Source organism: Xanthobacter sp. ZOL 2024, assembly GCF_052932325.1.
The window spans coordinates 4,352,257-4,369,589 of the sequence record NZ_CM128808.1 but is presented as its reverse complement, the minus strand read 5'-3'; the positions used below and the strand labels follow the sequence as shown (position 1 = coordinate 4,369,589).

At 69.5% G+C, this 17,333-nt stretch carries 13 protein-coding genes; 4 read left to right on the top strand and 9 right to left on the bottom strand.

What is annotated here, in order from left to right:
• Positions 1-5 precede the first annotated feature (5 nt).
• From ACU4E7_RS20045 to folE, 6 genes are all read right to left on the bottom strand, one after another.
• Positions 6-2,663, bottom strand: a complete 2,658-nt coding sequence (locus tag ACU4E7_RS20045; protein WP_447019911.1) for an HD domain-containing phosphohydrolase — start codon at positions 2,661-2,663, stop codon at positions 6-8.
• Positions 2,582-2,923 carry a hypothetical protein gene (locus ACU4E7_RS20040; protein WP_447019910.1) on the bottom strand — a complete coding sequence of 114 codons (342 nt, stop codon included), beginning with the start codon at positions 2,921-2,923 and terminating at the stop codon, positions 2,582-2,584. Before ACU4E7_RS20040 ends, ACU4E7_RS20045 begins: the two co-directional genes overlap by 82 nt.
• Before the next feature lie 282 nt (positions 2,924-3,205).
• Entirely contained in the window at positions 3,206-3,835 is a 630-nt protein-coding gene (locus ACU4E7_RS20035) for a flavin reductase family protein (RefSeq protein WP_238121307.1), read from the bottom strand.
• Between the two features lie 115 nt (positions 3,836-3,950).
• Positions 3,951-5,045 (bottom strand): patatin-like phospholipase family protein, encoded by a 1,095-nt coding sequence (locus ACU4E7_RS20030; protein WP_238121308.1) that lies wholly within the window; start codon positions 5,043-5,045, stop codon positions 3,951-3,953.
• Positions 5,046-5,623: 578 nt separating this feature from the next.
• Positions 5,624-6,100: a phosphoribosyl-AMP cyclohydrolase gene (gene hisI / locus ACU4E7_RS20025; RefSeq protein WP_238121309.1), complete on the bottom strand. Its 477-nt coding sequence runs from the start codon at positions 6,098-6,100 to the stop codon at positions 5,624-5,626.
• A 135-nt stretch (positions 6,101-6,235) separates the two neighbouring features.
• Positions 6,236-6,955 carry a GTP cyclohydrolase I FolE gene (gene folE, locus ACU4E7_RS20020; protein ID WP_238121310.1) on the bottom strand — a complete coding sequence of 240 codons (720 nt, stop codon included), beginning with the start codon at positions 6,953-6,955 and terminating at the stop codon, positions 6,236-6,238.
• 484 nt (positions 6,956-7,439) lie between these two features.
• Here folE and ACU4E7_RS20015 point away from each other — a divergent pair, with 484 nt between their 5' ends.
• Positions 7,440-7,898, top strand: a complete 459-nt coding sequence (locus ACU4E7_RS20015; protein WP_238121311.1) for an iron-sulfur cluster assembly scaffold protein — start codon at positions 7,440-7,442, stop codon at positions 7,896-7,898.
• A gap of 2 nt (positions 7,899-7,900) precedes the next feature.
• Entirely contained in the window at positions 7,901-8,323 is a 423-nt protein-coding gene (gene yidD / locus ACU4E7_RS20010; protein ID WP_447019909.1) for a membrane protein insertion efficiency factor YidD, read from the top strand.
• Here yidD and ACU4E7_RS20005 read toward each other — a convergent pair.
• The gene (locus tag ACU4E7_RS20005) at positions 8,268-10,964 is read right to left on the bottom strand and encodes a hypothetical protein (protein ID WP_447019908.1); all 2,697 of its coding nucleotides are present in this window, start codon (positions 10,962-10,964) and stop codon (positions 8,268-8,270) included. The two genes, yidD and ACU4E7_RS20005, sit on opposite strands and share 56 nt — an antisense overlap.
• Before the next feature lie 268 nt (positions 10,965-11,232).
• Here ACU4E7_RS20005 and ACU4E7_RS20000 point away from each other — a divergent pair, with 268 nt between their 5' ends.
• A complete protein-coding gene (locus tag ACU4E7_RS20000; protein WP_238121313.1) occupies positions 11,233-12,675 on the top strand; it encodes a hypothetical protein in 1,443 nt (480 codons plus the stop codon).
• A gap of 263 nt (positions 12,676-12,938) precedes the next feature.
• On the opposite strand, the gene ACU4E7_RS19995 is transcribed toward ACU4E7_RS20000, so the two are convergent.
• Complete coding sequence (locus ACU4E7_RS19995; RefSeq protein ID WP_447021673.1) at positions 12,939-14,591, bottom strand: long-chain-fatty-acid--CoA ligase; 1,653 nt, start codon at positions 14,589-14,591, stop codon at positions 12,939-12,941.
• A gap of 49 nt (positions 14,592-14,640) precedes the next feature.
• Entirely contained in the window at positions 14,641-16,404 is a 1,764-nt protein-coding gene (locus tag ACU4E7_RS19990) for an acyl-CoA dehydrogenase C-terminal domain-containing protein (RefSeq protein WP_447019907.1), read from the bottom strand.
• A gap of 299 nt (positions 16,405-16,703) precedes the next feature.
• Between ACU4E7_RS19990 and ACU4E7_RS19985 the strand changes: the two genes are divergently transcribed.
• Entirely contained in the window at positions 16,704-17,333 is a 630-nt protein-coding gene (locus ACU4E7_RS19985) for a TetR/AcrR family transcriptional regulator (RefSeq protein WP_238121315.1), read from the top strand.

The following is a 17,333-nucleotide window of genomic DNA, read 5'->3' as shown; positions in this document are numbered from 1 at the left end:
GTGTCTCAGCCCGCCTTGGCGGGCGGGTCGAGAAACGGCGTCACGTCGGCGACGTCCATCTGCTCGGGCCGCAGGAAGCGGGTGGCGTAGGTCTCCCACAGCCGGCTTTCCAGGAAATAGCGGAACAGCACCGGGTCGAGATGCCCCTCGCGCGCCATCCCCGCCATGATGCGCAGGGAGTCCGAGAGGGTTTTTGCGGGTTTGTAGGGCCGGTCGGCGGCGGTGAGCGCCTCGAACACGTCGGCCAGCGCCATCACACGGTCCTCGGTGGTGAGGTCGGCGGCGCCGAGGTGGCGGGGATAGCCCTTGCCGTCCAGCCGCTCGTGATGGGTGGCGGCGATCTCGGGCACCCGCTTCAGGCCATCGGGCCACGGCAGGCTCTGCAGCATGACATAGGTCTGCACGATATGGTCGTTGACCTTGAAGCGCTCCTCGTCATTCAGCGTGCCGCGGCGGATGGCGAGGTTGTGCAGCTCGCCGGCATTCTGGGTGAGGGCGGGCAAGACCATGTCGAAGCCATAAGTGTTGGCCGGATCGTCCTTGGTCACCGGCGGGCGGTGGGGGCCCCACGGCACCTGGTGCTCGGGCCGGTCCGCCAGCAGCGGCTCGCTGGCCGGCAGCGGCGCCTCCGGAACCGTCGCGAGGCGGGCCTCCTCCGCCCGTGACAGGCCGAGCCGGTCGCTGAGGTGGCGGGTCCAGGTCTGGGCCGCGATGGCGTGGAGGCGGGCAATGGCGGCGTCGGTCATGAACTCGCCGCCCACATTGCACTGGGCGACAAAGGCGAAATCGTCGGCGAGGCGCGCCTGCACCGCATCGCGCTCGCGTGCGGATGTGGCCGGATCCGCCCCGGCGGCGTGGCGCTGGAGGTGGGCGATCTCCGCATCGCGCCACAGCACCTCGAAGCGCGTGCGCACCTCGTGGATGCGGTTGTGGATGGTCTCCAGCTTGGTGGCCTTGTCGATCACGTGCTCGGGGCTCGTCACCTTGCCGCAATCGTGCAGCCAGGCGCCCAGATGGAAGGCATAGCGCTGCTCTTCGTCGAGATTGAAATCGGCATAGGGCCCGCTGCGCTCGCGGCTCATGCGGTCGGCGAGCATGGTGGCGAGCTGCGGCACCCGCCGGCAGTGGCCGCCGGTATAGGGGCTCTTGGCGTCGATGGCGTCGGCGATGAGCTGAATGAAGCCATCCAGCAGGTCCTTCTGCGCCTCCATCAGCCGGCGGGTCTCGATGGCGGTGGACAGGGCGCCGGACAGGCGCTCGATGAAAGTCTGGAAGTTGCGGCCGGCATAGTTGCTGTTCACCGGATGGTCGAGCAGCAGCAGGCCGAGGGGGCGCTGGTTGCGATCCAGCAGCGGCAGCACCACCTGGGTGGTGCCCGGCGGCAGCTCGCCGATGGGCGGATGGCCCGGCGCGATGGCGGAGAGCGGCAGCTGCGGATCGGGAATGACAGGCGGTGTATGCGCTGCCTCGTCCGTCTGGTCCGCCCTGGCGTCCTGGGCGAGGGCGGTGAGCTCCAGCATGTCGCCGCTGGAATTGAGCAGGTAGACGGCGCCGAAGGTACAGCCGCTGGCGGCCACCACCTTGTGCAGCACCTGGCCGATCATCCGCTCGAGCCGGCTTTCCGAGCCCATGATGTCGATGGTTGTCAGGAAGTTCTCGACGGTGGTGCACACCTCATTGAGCACCGTTTCCAGCTGTCGCACCTCGCTGATGAGGCTGAGGCTCTTCAAGGGTCGGCTGAAGTCGAACTGCTGTAGGCGCTGGGCCCGCAGGGAAAGGTCGCTGAGGTCTTTGCCGAGCCGGGTGGCGCCGACCCAGCCGACCACCAGCAGCAGCGCGGCGAAGCCGCCGGCCACGCCCATCTGCCGGTTGAGGCCCTCGCGGATCGGCCGCAGCAGATCGGTCTCGGGAATGGCGATCAGCAGGTCGATCACGTTGGCGTCGGTGGCGCCCATCTTCAGCTTGATGCCGAACCAGGTCTCGTCACCGACCTCGAAGGTGGTGGCACGCCCCGTTGTCACGCGAGGTGACGCAAGGCGGGTGAGCGCTGGGATCGCCAGATCCGGCAGCGCGCGCAGATGCGGCCCGGCGCCATCGGTTGCGATCAGCTGCTCATCGTCCGGATAGGCCAGCAGGGTGCCGTCGCTGTTGATGAGGGCGATTTCCGTGCGCGGCGTCATGCGCTGGCCGGCCAGATAGGCGCTCAGCTCCGACAGCTCCATGTCGATGGCCACCACCGCATCCCCGTGCGGATGCTGGCTGAGGGTGACGCCGACCTGACCTGTGGTGAAGAAGACATAGGGCAGGGTGAGGTGCCGGCCGGGGGTCATCCTGGCGTCCCGATACCAGGGGCGGGTGCGCGGATCGAAGCCGGTGGGCGGTTGCGGGCGGGTTTCGACGAGCTGCAGCGCTTCGGTATAGAAGCGCCATTCGTTCACCGGCTGCCCCTGCCCGTCGCGGGTGATGCTTTGCACCAGGAAGGCGGCATCGGCGGGGGGCGCGAAGGCCTGGCGGGCGTCGGGCGTGCGCAGCGGCCGCAGCAGCAGGAACTCCCCATTGTCGTAGCCCACATAAGCGGAGGTCAGGAAGGGGATCTTCTGGAGCGTGTCGGCGAAGGCGGCGAGGCGCTGCAGGCGCTGGTCGAGGGTGGCGGCGGTGACCACCGGGTCGTGGGCGAGGTGATCAAGCGTGAAGGTGGGGCGGACGCGAGCAGACCTTGGGCCTTCTCGTCGATCAGGCGCCCCATGTAGATGCTGGTTTCCTGCGCGGAGGAGAACAGCGCCGCGCGCGCGGCCTGCCAGCCCTGCCACATCAGGACGGCGGAGGTCATCAGGGTCGCGGCACCCACCGCGGCAGCGATGAGCAGCGGCAGGCGGAAGGACGGCCGGGTCCATCGCCACCCTTGGTTCGGAGTGCGCTCCATCGCCGTTGTTCCATGCCGCCCGGGAGATGTAGGACGAGTCACGTGCTCGGCCGTCGGGGGCGTGGATTGCTCTGGCCGGTCTTGCCGGCGCGGGGCTCGCGGAGGGCTTAGAACCCGCCGGGCGCGGCCCGCACCGATGACCGGCCAGGATGGTCAGCACATACCGTTCCGGCACGATGTTGGACTCGAATGATGCATCCAAGCTGATGCAGTCATGGGACCAGCGCAAGGGTTTCCGCCTTCTTTTTTATGGCGGTTTTTAGCTCGATTGGCGTTAAGGCATCAGCCGCCGCGCTTGGGCAGCTGGTCGAGCGAGGGCGGGCGGGGCCGTTCCACCAGGCGATCCACCGGCGCGTAATCAAGATAGCCGCAGCGGGCGAGGGCGTGCAGCTTGGCGTCGTCCACGCGCCCGTCCACCAGCGCGGCGTCGGCGATATAGACCCCCACCACCTCGCCGATCACCATATGGAAGCTGCATTCCTGGCCGCTTTTGTCGCGCGGGCGGATGGTTTCCACATAGACGCATTCGAGGGCGCAGGGGCTGGCGGCGACCCGCGGCGGCTTGACCAGGGACGAGGGCGCGCTTTCAATGCCGAGCAGCTCGAACTCGCTCTGGTCCGGACCCGCCGGCACCGAGGACAGGTTCACCTCCTCGATGAGATCGAGGGTGGCGAGGTTGCAGACGAATTCGCCGGTCGCCTCGATATTGGTGACGGTGTCCTTGCGGCCGTTGGAGGAGAACATGAGCAGCGGCGGCGTCTCGCAGATCATGTTGAAGAAGGAATAGGGGGCGAGATTCACCGTGCCGGTGCTGGACATGGAGGAAATCCAGCCGATGGGCCGGGGCGCGACGATGGCCTTCAGCGGCGAATGGCGCAGGCCGTGATTCTTCTTCGCGGGTTCGTAGAACATGGCGCGGGACGTCTCCGGACAGCGGCGGCGCCCGGGGGCGCGCGAACGTGGGGCACGAGGGAGCCTGCCCCTGATAGCCGCGTTCGCGGCGTCCGTCATCCTTCGTCCGGGCGGTTCAGGCGAACACGGCGAGCGCCGCGCGGATGTCCTCCAGGCTGCGCTCGGCCGCCTCGGCGCCGGCGGCAATGGCCTCGTCCGCCTTGTGGAAGTCGAACAGGCCGATGCTCCCGAGCTTCGGCGACACCGTGACGTCGGGCGGATCGCCCGCCAGCCGCGAGCGGGAGATGCGATCCTGGGTGATGTTGAAGGCGTCGATCATCACGCTCGACAGGCCGCGCGGCCCGTCATCGTCCGAGGCGGCGAAGAAATGGCGGCGCAACCGGTTGGGGCTGAGCCGCGCGGCGAAGCCCTGCTTCTTGCCGGTCAGCGCGGCATCGGTCACATGACCGACCACGCCGCCGTGGTCGTGGATCACGGTGCCGCGTCCGAACACTTCGGAATTGAGGTTCACCGCCAGCACGACGCGGGCGCCCAGGGCCCGCGCCGGCGACACCGGCACCGGATTGACCAGCGCGCCGTCCATCAGCCAGCGCCCGCCCACCTTCACCGGCGTGAAGATGCCCGGCAGCGCGTAGGAGGCGCGCAGGGCTTCCACCAGATCGCCCCGGGTCAGCCAGATCTCATGGCCGGTGCCCAGCTCGGTGGCGATGGCGCCGAAGGCGAGGGGCAGGTCCTCGATATTCATCTCCCCCATCTTGCGCCGCATAAGATCGCTCAGCCGGCGGCCGCCGATGAGACCGGCGCCGCCCAGGGCGAAATCGAGAAAGCCGAGAACGTTGCGCTTGGTGAGCCCGCGCGCCCATTCCTCCAGCTCGTCGAGACGGCCGGCGGCCCACAGGCCTCCGACCACCGCGCCGATGGAGGTGCCGGTGACCACCCCCGGGCGGATGCCCTCGCGTTCCAGAACCCGCAGCATGCCGATATGGGCGAAGCCGCGGGCCGCCCCCCCGCCCAGGGCGAGGCCGAGCGCCGGACGCGGATCGCGCGCCGGGGACCGGGGCGGACCGGCATCGAGATCGGGGTGAGGTGCGGGATCCGAAGTTTGCGCTTCGGGGGCGGCGTTCGCGGGCTCGTCCGGCGGCGCCTCGGGGTGGGGCGTGCCGCGAAGGTTGAGCGAGGGGAAAGATCCCCGATGAAACGCCTGGAACATGCCGACCTCACAATGCACCTCAAGCCAGACCTTGGCTTCAGGACCAATGCCCCCAGCGGCCCGCCGGTTCCGGCGGGCGTTCCCATACCGCACCTCTACCATCCGGAGGTGTCGGAATGGTGGCTATGGGCAGTGTCGCACCGGAGCCTTGCCGCACCCTGTCGTGGTGGCGGTGGCCAAAGGAGGCCTGGCGCGGCGGCTCGGGCGCGAGGAACGGGAGAGGAAGGCGCGCGGATGAGCCAGGCATGTTGGGCCGGTGCGCGGCGCCGGGGCCAGGAGGATGGGGCGCTGCGCTGGCCGGGATCGAGTGCCGTTGCCGCCATCGCCGCCCGGAGCCTGCTGAACCGCGATGCCACCCTCGCGGTGCGAAGGGGCGGGCGCGGAGGTCCACCGAGAGGTCGCCGCCGAGAACGGCGATGGGAAGATCGGGAGCGACCGGATAGGGCTCTGGCCGGCGCGCCCGCCGGTGAGGGTGGCGCGGGCTTGCCCGCGCGCAGGTCCACGGCCCGAGCCTGGCCCCGGCCCGCGTTCCGCGGTGGGCGCGGACGGTCGAGGGGGCGGGCGCGGCCCCGGCCGGCTCAATGGTCGTGGGGCTTGCCGTAGACCGTGGCGGGATCGAAGCGCGGGGTGTCGCCGGTGAAGCCGAGGCGGGTGTCGGGCCCGGGGGCGGCGCCCAGGGGAACCGTACGGTAGAAGCAGGAGCGCCGGCCGGTGTGGCAGGCGGCGCCGGTGCCGCCCATGGTCACCTTGATGACCACCGCGTCCTGATCGCAATCAATGCGGATCTCGCTCACCTTCTGGGTGTGGCCGGAACTCTCGCCCTTCTTCCAGAGCTTGCCGCGGGAGCGGCTGAAATAGTGTGCCTCGCCGGTCTCCATGGTCAGGGCCAGGGCCTGCGCATTCATGTGGGCGAGCATCAGCACCTCGCCGGTCTGCGCATCCACAGCGACGCAGGTGATGAGGCCGGCGGCATCGAAGCGCGGGGCCAGCGTGGTGCCTTCCTCCAGCTCTGCGCCGGTGGCGGGGGCGGCGAACGGCGAGGGGGCGGCGGTCATGATGTCTCTTCTTCCAATCTGCGGCGGGGCGCGCGAACGGCCGCGCCGTCGGCACGCGACCTTTTCGGCGACGATACGGCTCCAGCACGGCGTGTCGGGAACGGTGGGCCACGTGGCCTCTCCCGTTCCGGCCGTTCAGCCCTGGCGGCGCAGCAGGGTCATGAAGCGCACCTGCTCGGCCGGATCATCACGGAACACGCCGGTGAACTGGCTGGTGAGGGTGCTGACCCCGGCCTTGGTGATGCCGCGCATGGACATGCACATGTGCTCGGCCTCGATCATCACCGCCACGCCGCGCGGGCGCAGGCCCTCGTCGAGGGCGGTGACGATCTGCGAGGTGAGATGCTCCTGGGTCTGCAGGCGGCGGGCATAGATGTCCACCACCCGCGCGATCTTCGACAGGCCGACCACCCGCTCCACCGGGAAATAGGCCACATGGGCCTTGCCGAAGAACGGCACCATGTGGTGCTCGCAATGGGAGTGGAAGGGAATGTCGCGCACCAGCACCAGGTCGTCGAAGGTGCCGATCTCGCCGAAGGTGCGGCCGAGTTGCTCGTCCACGTCCTCCTGATAGCCGGAGAACAGCTCGTCATAGGCCTTGATCACCCGCTGGGGGGTGTCGAGCAGGCCCTCGCGGGCGGGGTCTTCGCCCATGTAGGCGAGCAGGGTGCGCACGGCATCTTCCGCCTCGGCCCGGGTGGGCCGCGCGCTGCCGTCGGCCAGGGCCGGCAGGTGGCGGCGGGCATCCGCCGCAACCGCCTTCGCGGCCTTTTGGGTTTCCTTGCGAGCCCGCTCGCGGCGCTCGCGCTCCTCGTGCTCGGCCTGCGCCTGGAACAACTTTACCACCGCGTCCATGACGTACTCCGTCGGGTGACGCTCCGCGCCGACCCGTCCGAGCCGTCCCGCGTCGTCACCAACCCCGTTCGACCCGCCGGCAGCCCATGCTGTGGCGGGAGTGTCACCGGTCGTCGGCTTCGCACGCGCGGTCTCTTCCCGTTCCGCGCCCCGCCGGTTCTGCGGCGGTGGCCTTGCCGTCCGTCCGTCGCCCGGAAAAAGGTCCGGACAACCCTTTCATCATGCGGCCGCCGCCGCTCCCATGCAAGAGCACCGGCAGCGGCACCGGCACCGGCATGCGCCCCCGCGCGTGGCGCCATCACCGGCACCCTGCGCCCCTTACCAGCGTTGCGTCTTGCGCTATATAAGACGTGCGGTGCCGGCGACAATGGCGACGTGCTTTGGCTGATGCGCCTTGCACGGCGCAAGATGGCGAAAGCAGCCCCGCACGCGGCTTTGGTGCGATTGACGAGGACAGGCCGGCTTGGCCGGTGGATCACAGCCCATGATCAACGACATCTACAACACGCGCATCCTGTCCCTGGCGGCCGAGATTCCGCGGCTCGGTCGGCTTGCGGCGCCGCAGGCCACGGCCAAGGCCCATTCGCGCCTGTGCGGCTCCACAGTGACGGTGGACCTTGCCATGGAGGGCGACACCGTTACCGATTTTGCCCATGAGGTGCGCGCCTGCGCGCTCGGCCAGGCCTCCTCCTCGCTGATGGCCCGTCATGTGGTGGGCGCCACCGCCGCCGATCTGCGGGCGCTGCGCGACACCGTGTGGCGTATGCTGAAGGAGAACGGCCCGCCGCCCACCGGCGCGTTCGAGGCGTTCAAGGTGCTGGAGCCGGTGCGTGAGTATAAGGCGCGCCACGCTTCCACCCTGCTCACCTTTGATGCGGTGGTCGACTGCATCGACCAGATCGAGGCCGCCCGCGCGGCGGCGGCCGCCAACGCGGCGGAATAGCCTTGCCTGCCGATCCAAACCGCGGGATCACCGACGATCTGCCCTGGTCGCCGGTCGCGGCCCGGGGGCACTTGCGCCCCATCGGGCGTGCTTTTGGGCGGGTGCCGCGGCTGGTGCTGCGGGTGCCGATCCTGATCTATCGCTACACCCTGTCCTCCTTCATGGGCCGGCAGTGCCGCTACCTGCCCACCTGCTCGGAATATGCGGACGAGGCCATTTCCCGGCACGGCGCCTGGCCCGGCCTGTTCATGGCCACCGCCCGGCTGTGCCGCTGCCATCCGTGGGGCGGGCATGGCTTCGATCCGGTGCCCGAATGCACCCCGGCGGATGCCTCCTGGTCGCGCCCTTGGCGCTATGGCCGCTGGCGCTTCACGGCCGAGGCGGATCCGCCGGAGCCGGCGCGCGGGCCGGACGCGGAGCATTGAGCACGGCGCCGATGCCGGTGCACTGATCCGACGGCGTGGCGAGCGCCCGCCACACGGCGCGCACCGCGGTGTCGTTGGAGCAGCCGCCGTCGTTGATCTGCAGCTGCTCCCGCAGGTTCATCTGCACCGGCTTGGAGAGCCACCAGCTCATGGAGACCGCGCGGATCTCCGCTACCGCGCGGGGCTTGCCATCGACATCCAGCGGGCGGTCATTGAGGGGGCAGCGGCCATCGGTGCGGGCTTCCGGCCACACCTTGATGTGGGCGAGGCTTGCCGGACAATCGGGCTCGAAGGTGGCCCGGAGCCAGCGGTCGGCCTCGGCGAGGGCGAGGCGCCCGCGGGCCGAGCGCACCGCGCCGATGGCGCCGATGGGTCCGGTGGCCTCGGCGAGCCACAGCCGCTCGTCCGCCTCCGGCCGCAGGGTGCCTTCGCCGTTCAGGGCGCCGGTCAGCGTGCTCTGGGGATCATTGGAGATGACGAGGATGAAGGGCGCGAGGGTGGGGTCCACCGCCACCACCGCCTGCGCCAGCTCCAGCGCGCTCTGGACCCCGTAATTCTCGAAATAGCCGCCGTCGACGATCCGGTCCTGGATGCGGCCATTGGCACGGCGCAGGGTGCCCGGCGGGGAGATGATGGGGAAGCGGGCCGAGTTGGTGGCGGCGGTGGACATGGCGATGTCGAACTCCGATCCGATCACCGCGTGCAGGTCGATGCTCTGGGCGAAGATGGGGCACAGGCCCTGGGCGTCGGTAGCGCCGGTGGGGCAGGCGCCCGGCGCCACATAGAGCGGCGCAAGGTCGGTGGTGACGATGCGCTGGCCGGTGGCGACGGAGGTGCCGTTCAGCACCAGCAGCGGCACCCAGTGGTCGGCGCCGCGGGCGATGGGCTGCAGGAACGGCAGCGCCAGCCGGCCGCGCCCGGCGGCAGGGTCCTCGCCGGCGCCGGGGCCGATGGCCTGCAGGAAGCGCGCTTCCCAGCCCTTTTCCAGCAGGCCGGCCCGATCAAGGGGAAGCAACTGCACCTGGTCGTAGAAGGCGAGGCCGAAGAAGCTGGCGGTGAGATAGTCGCCGCTGGTCAGGGCCTCCAGGCAGTCCTGCCAGGTGCGCACCCGATCGTCGCTGAACCAGAAGCGCGGCGCCCGCGCCGCGCACGGGGGCTGGCCGGTGGCGGCGGCGTCGAGGGCGGCCGCGGCGACGACGGCCCCCAGCGAGCCGCCGGAGACGCCGGAGATGGCGAACAGGCGCGTGGCCAGATCGCCCGCCAAGGGAACGGGATCGGCTGGGGCGACATCCGGGCTCTGAAGCCGCCGCAGCCGTTCGATGGGGAAGCGGGCATTGTCGCCCGCCTTCAGCACCAGCTTGGAGCCGTTGGAGCGGATGAAGGTGTGGCCATCCTGGTGGCGGTCTTCGTCGAGGAAATGGCCGATCACGCTGGCGGTGAAGAAGCCGGCGCGGCTGGCGCCGCCGGCGGCGGCGATGATCACCGGGCGCGGACAGCTGGCGGAGGCCGGCGCGCAATCATTGGCCGCGCGCCAGGCCGCCAGGGCCGCCTGCAGGGTCGGCCGCTCCACCGGCGTCGCCACCGGCACCAGCCGCATGTCGTGATTGTCGCCGAACAGATAGACGCCGATGCTGCTCGCCACCAGAAGCCCGCCGAGCAGCGGCGCCTTCAACCGCCGACCGAGGGCGGAGAGGAAGGCGGCGGGGGGCACCCAGCCGCCCAGGATCAGCGGCACGGCGAACGCCAGCGGCAGGAATGCCGCCAGATCCAGCGGATAGATGATCAACAGGGCGACGACACCGAGCCCGTAAGCGAACAGAGCCACGCGCCCGGTGGCGAACAGGTCGCCGTGGGCGTCATCCACCCCCTCGTTCGTGCGGGGCGCCATGCCGAGGCGGCGGAACACCCCGGAGAGCCGGCGGCCGAGGGCGGCATCGAACGTGGCGAAGGCGCTGAACCGCACCAGTCGGCTGCGCACCACCGTGTAGAGCAGGAATACCGGCACCATTCCCGCCATCACCAGGGCGGTGAGGTTGAGCTGGTGGCTGGCGGCCGTCACCACGCCGGCATCGGCCAGCACCGGCAGGTTGGCGATGGCGGCGCGGGCGCCCCAGGCCAGGGTGAGAAAGGTGAGCGCCCCGAGCACGCGGGGAAACCAGCGCAGCATGGCGGCGGTGATCGGGTCGCAGTGATGGAGCCCGGCGCCGGGCTCTGCGGCCTGCGCCGGTGCCGCGAGGGCCTGGTCCCGGCGGCGCCGCATGCGGGCGATGCCGGCATCGGTTTCCAGCAGCAGCCGGCCGGCATAATGCACCGGCATGGCCCACAGCACGAAGGTCGTGGCCGCCAGGGCAAGAATGCCGCCACACAGTTTCGCTTCGTCGGCGAGGCGGGCGCCGGACATGGCCACGTCCACCAGGGTATCCTGGGCCTGGGTCACGCCCGCCATCAGCACGGCGCCAATGACGACGCTGATGGCCGGCACCCGCAGAACCCACAACACAAGGCCCAGGTCCAGCATCCGGGACCAGAAGGCCCGCAGCCGCTGCAGGCGCGGGGCCCGCTGGTGCCGCTGTCCAGAGGCGTCCGATGGGGCGTCTGGTCCGGCCGGTGGGGCTGGCGCCGTGGTGGTGTTCGCGCTCATGGCCGGAACGTCCCTTCCGTTCTGTGCCGATACACGTCTTAGCTGTAGTTCATGGCTAACACATGCCATGTTGCGGCGCGAGCCGGTTCTCGTCGGTGCAAGGGTCCTGTGAGCCGTGACGGGACCCCGGTGCGGCAGGACCGGCCCCACAGGGTGCGCGGAGGTATTTTGTGGGGTATCGAGGAGATGCTCAAGGGCGCGCGCGCCCTGGCGCCCTTGGGCTATGCTGCGGCATTGCCCCGTGGGGCGCGAGGAAGGGAGGCGAATCGTGACCATCGCCGTCACCGGAGCCGGACGGAACGAGGACGCTGCCGCGCTGGCGCGGCGCCTGGCGCTCGGCACCCTCGACCTGCTCGGGCCGGCCGCAGCCGGCGCGCCGCTGATGGCGCGGGTGCGCCTGCCGTTGCAGCCGTTCCGGGCCAGCGCCACCGGCGCGGAGGTGAGCGGCCTGTGGTTCGGCACCGTGCGTCAGGATGGGGTGGCGGAGAGCTTCCGCCTCGTGTCCGCCGATGGCGCGCTGGCGCTCACCGGCGCGGTGGGGACGGACCTGCGGCTTGATCCGGGGCGCCTCGCCTACGGCCAGGTGGTGGACATCACCTCCGGCCGGCTCGCGGGGGCCGCCGGCAGCGTGGGGTTGACGCTGGGCGGCACGGTCTCGGTGGCCCAGCCGCGCGGGCAGGAATTCCACGTGCATTGGGATTCCTGGTTCGAGAACCGCACCCCCAATTATCCCGAGCATCTCTATCTCACCAATCTTCCGGCCTACGTGTCCACCGTCACCTTGTGCTTCGCGCGGCCGCAGGTGATCTATGAATCCCTGGACGACGACGTCTTTCTCACCACCGGGCTGCAGTTCGACGGCACCGGCCATCAGCTGAAGACCGCGCTGGATCTGCTGCGGCTGCGCCAGCCGCATATCCGGGTGGCGCTGGCCATCCAGCAGGGCGGCAAGCTCGGCTTCGAGCCCTATAATCCCGACGGTTGGGCAGGCATGGATTCCGGCCACTTTCGCGCCCTGCGCACGTTCGTGGACCATATGGGCATCCGCGATATCGATGTGGACTATGAGTGCGTCGCCGCCGCCTCATCCTCGGACAAGCATTGCCGGATCAAGCCCGATGGCGACGTGTGGTGCTACACCGATGGCGAGCTGGCGCGGGTGGTGCGGACCTTCCGGGAGAAGTTTCCGCGGCCCAGATACCGGCTGGCCTTCGATGCCTACAACACCGGCGCCTATTTCGGCCCCTATGCCCAGGAGCGGCCGGTGGGCTGGAACCACGGCTATGCGGCCGCCCTGGCGCGCGATCCCAAGCTGCGGGACGCCATCGATGTCATCAACATCATGTCGTTCGACGAGAAGCCGGGCTATGACCCGGTGCGGGCGCTGGAAGCCTATCGCTACCATTTCCCATCGGCTTCGGTGTTCCTTGGGCTGCGCTCCGGGCCGCCCTGGCATGGGGATGTGAAGCGCTCGCTCACCGATTGCCTCGATTACATCAATGCCGCCATCCGGCTCGGCGCCGGCGGCATCTGGCTTTATTCCCTGCTGTGGGACGTGGGCGAGCCGCACGGCCCCTATGGCCCGGACAATCCGGATGCGGACATGATGGGGCGGCTCGTTGCCCAGCGCTTCCAACTGCCCCAGGCGGATCGCCCGCTGGTCAACGATGGCCGCTCCGGCAGCCCCGCCGCACCGGCAGGTGGGCGCTAGCATAGTGATTTCACGCCCGCTCTCGACATGCGCCGGCGTTCGTCTTGCGCGAAGAAGCGGTGGACCCCTCGACATTTAGCGCCCGCGCCGTGGCTCGCGCCGTGCCCCCTGTGACGCCCAGGGCCGCGCGCCTCGGATGGCGCAGCTCCCTCGCCCCGTGGCGGTCCCTCTCGCGGCACAGAGGGCACTGAATGCGCCCGGCGCATCCGGGGCCCGCCGACGCTGATGCGGCAGGCCCCGGGCGAGGCTGGATCGGCGGCGCCTCAGCTGGCGATGGCGTCATCCGGCCCGCTGTGGGCCAATTGCTCCAGGAGGATGGCGCGGATGGCCTTCTTGGAGAGCTTGCCGGTGGCCGTGTGGGGCAGCTCCGGCACGATCAAGAGGTCATCCGGAATGCTCCATTTGGAGATCTTGCCGGCATAGAAGGCCTGCATCTCCTCGCGGGTGAGGCGGGTGCCGGCTTTGAGCACCGCCACCAGAACCGGCCGTTCGCCCCAGCGGGCATCGGGCTTGGCGACGATGGCGGCTTCCTGGATGGCCGGATGGGCCTGGGCGATGTTTTCCAGGTCGATGGAAGAAATCCATTCGCCGCCGGATTTCACCACGTCCTTGGTGCGATCGACGATCTGGATGAAGCCTTCGCCATCCATGGTCACCACGTCGCCCGTATCGAACCAGCCGGGCATCTCCTCATGGGCCGGGCTCGACGGCATGTTGAAATAGGCGCCGGCCACCCAGGGGCCGCGCACCATCATGGAGCCGAAGCTCTTGCCATCGCGCGGCACCGGCTTGCCATCGGCGCCGGCCACGCGGAATTCCATGCCGAACACCGGGCGGCCCTGCTTGCACTCCAGCGCCATCCTGGCCTCGGGATCGAGCGCCTCATGCTTGGGCTTGAGGGCGGCAGCAAGGCCCACCGGGCTCGTCTCCGTCATGCCCCAGGCATGGCGCACCTTCACTCCCATGTTGTGGAACCGGCTGATCATGATGGGTGGGGTGGCCGAGCCGCCGATGATGACCCGCTTGAGCGCCGAGAAGGTGCGGCCGTGGGTGTCCATCCAGTCGAGAAGGCCCATCCATACGGTGGGCACGCCGGCGGTGACGGTGACGCCTTCCGCCTCGAACAGGGCATGGAGGCTGGCGCCATCCAGCTTCGGCCCCGGCAGCACCAGCTTGGCGCCCACCATGGGCGCCGCATAGGGCATGCCCCAGGCGTTCACATGGAACATGGGCACGATGGGCGCCACCGTATCGGCCGCCGACAGGCTCAGCACATCCGGCATGGAGATGGCCATGGCGTGCAGCACGCTGGAGCGGTGGCTGTAGAGCACGCCCTTGGGCTCGCCCGTGGTGCCGGAGGTGTAGCACAGGCCCGAGGCGGTGTTTTCATCGAACACCGGCCAGTCGAACTGGGCCGGCTCGTCGGCGATGAGGGTCTCGTAGCACTTGAGGTTGGGCAAAGCGGACTGCGCCGGCATATGGGCGGCGTCCGTCATCGCCACCACGGCCTTCAAGCCCTTCAGCTGCTCCGCCAGTTCTTCGACGATGGGCAGGAAGGTGAGATCGAAGAACAGGGCGCTGTCGCCTGCATGCTCGATGATGAAGGCGATCTGCTCGCGGAACAGGCGCGGGTTGATGGTGTGGCACACCAGGCCCGAGCCGGAGACGCCGTAATAGAGCTCCAGGTGCCGATAGCCGTTCCAGGCGAGGGTACCCACCCGGTCGCCATTCTTCAGGCCGAGCCGGGCCAGGGCATTGGCGAGCTGCTGGCTGCGGGCGTCGAGATCGGCATAGGTGTAGCGGTGGATGCCGCCTTCCACCGTGGCCGAAACCACTTCGCCATCGCCGTGGTAGGCCGCCGCGTGGCGCAGCACCGAGGACAGCAGCAGCGGAACATCCATCATCGAACCGAGCATCATTTTCCTCCTTGAACCACTTGTTGTTGGGGCGGCGGGTTGAACCCGCTCAGAAGGCGTCCGCCTCCAATGCCATTAATGAGGGTGCGCCATGGGCCAGGGCAGCGTCCAGCCCCAGGGTGTGGGGTAGCATCCGTTCCACGAAAAATTGCGCCAGCGCCGGCTTGCGCCGCGCGGTGGGGGAGGCGCCTTCGCCCAGCGCAACGGCCGCGGCGGCCATGCGCACCCACATCCAGCCGAAGCTCACCAGAGCGAACAGGCGCAGGTAATCGGTGGCGGCGGCCCCCGCCTCGATGGCCCCGCCTTGGGCGGCGAGGCGGGCGGTGGCGCCCTCCAGCCGGGCCAGGGCCTCGGCCACCGGCTCCACCAGTGCCGCGCCCGCCACCGGCCGGGCGGCATCAAGGTCCGCCTTCACCAGAGCGAAGAAGCGCGCCGGCAGGCGGCCGCCCTCCATGGCCAGCTTGCGGCCCACCAGATCCATGGCCTGCACGCCGTTGGTGCCTTCATAGATCTGGGCGATGCGGGCATCGCGCACATACTGTTCCATGCCCCATTCGCGGATATAGCCATGCCCGCCCAGCACCTGCTGGGCGGCCACCGCGGTCTCGAAGCCGAAATCGGTGAAGGCCGCCTTCACCACCGGCGTCATCAGCGCCACCAGGCCATCGGCCTCCGCCCGGGCCGCGGCATCGGGACTGTGGCTGGCGATATCCATCTGCAGCGCCGTCCACACCGCCAGCGCCCGCGCCGCATCGGCGAAGGCGCGGCCGGTCAGCAGCATCTTGCGCACATCCGGATGGGCGATGATGGCCACCGGGCCGGGGGTGCCATCGGCGCCGTGGCCCTGGCGGCGATCCTTGGCATAGGCCACCGCCTTCTGGTTGGCCGCCTCGGCGATGCCCAGGCCCTGGATGCCGACGAACAGGCGCTCGGCATTCATCATGGTGAACATGGCGTTGAGCCCGCGCCCCGCCTCGCCCACCAGCCAGCCGGTGGCGCCGTCATAATTCATCACGCAGGTGGGCTGGCCATGGATGCCCATCTTATGCTCCAGCGCCCCCACGCTCATGCCGTTGCGGGCGCCGAGGGTGCCATCCTCCCGCACCAGGAACTTGGGGCACAGGAACAGGCTGATGCCCTTCACCCCCTTGGGCGCATCGGGCAGCCGCGCCAGCACCAAATGGATGATGTTGCCGCCGAAATCCTGGTCGCCGGAGGAGATGAAGATCTTGGTGCCGGTGATGGCATAGCTGCCATCGGCATTGGGCACCGCCTTGGTGGAGAGCAGGCCGAGATCGGTGCCGGCCTGGGCCTCGGTGAGGGCCATGGCGCCGGTCCATTCGCCGGAGATCATCTTGGGCAGGTAGGTCGCCTTGAGCGCGGCGCTGGCATGATGGCCGATGGCCTCCACCGCCCCCCGGGTGAGACCGGGGAAGAGGCCGAAGGAGAGGTTGGCCGAGGACACCATCTCGTCGAGCAGGATCTGCAGCACCCGCGGCAGGCCCTGGCCGCCATGTTCGGGATCGCCCGACAATCCGCACCAGCCGGCGTCCGCGAATGCCCGATAGGCGGCGGCGATGCCCTTCGGCGTGGTCACGCGGCCCTCCCCGAGGCGGCAGCCCTCCTCGTCGGCCGGACGGTTGAGGGGTTCGAGCACCTCGGCGCAGAACTTTCCCCCCTCCTCGAGCACGCTCACCGCGAGCTCGGCATTGACCTCGGCATAGGCGGGCAGGGCCGCCATCTCCCGGTCGAACGGAAAGACCTGGCCGAGCAGGAACGCCACATCTTCGGTGGGGGGAACATAAGCGGCCATCACACTCTCCCGGCAAACGCATGTACCAAACGATTGTTACACTCCCGCGGTGCGACGCGCCAGCCCCGCCCTTGGTCGAAGGCCTGAGACCCTGGCAGAACAGCGAAGGCCGGCGGATAAAGGTTTCGCAGAGGGCGGCGCGGTACGGTAAGAGTCTGCTATGAAGAGCGTTTCGCGAGCCGGTGTGACCGGCGGCAAGGATGAGAGAAGGGCTTGAGGTGAGGCAGAGGACGCGATCAGCGGGTGCCGGCCGGAACGCGGCGACGGCACCAGCCGCCCAGCCGCCAGCACGGACCACGGTGGGCCGTGACCTGTTCTCGGGCGAGATCAGCGACCGGCATCGGGAAATCCTGGAAGCCGCCGCCAGCCTGTTCGCCGAGCGCGGCTACGCGGCCACTTCCGTGCGCGACATCGGTGAGCGGGTGGGCCTGCTCGGCGGCTCGCTCTACCACTATATCAAGTCCAAAGAAGCCTTATTTATCAAGATCCACGACACGGCTCTGCAGGTGGCGGAGGATCACATCCGCGCCGCCATCGACGAGCAGACGGACCCCTGGGCGCGGCTGGAAGCGGCCTGCGTGACCATGCTCGGCATCCAGTTGGACCCGCACTCCATCACCATGCCCCTCATGGGGGATTTTCAGGCGGTACCCCGCCCGGTGCAGGAGCAGCTGATCGCCAAGCGCGACGCCTTCGAGCAGATCTTCGTGGGGCTGGTGGCCGACCTGCCCTTGGAGGCTGGAATCGACCGCTCCATCTACCGCCTGCTGCTGCTGACGCTGCTCAACAACGTGGGCCTGTGGTATCGCCCGGGCCGCCTGTCGCCGGAGGAGATCGGGCGGCAGATCGTCGCCATCTTCCGCCGTGAGGTGACGGCGGAGACCCGCGCGCGGCCTGGCCCCGCAAAGACCCCCTCCAGGCGCGGCTGA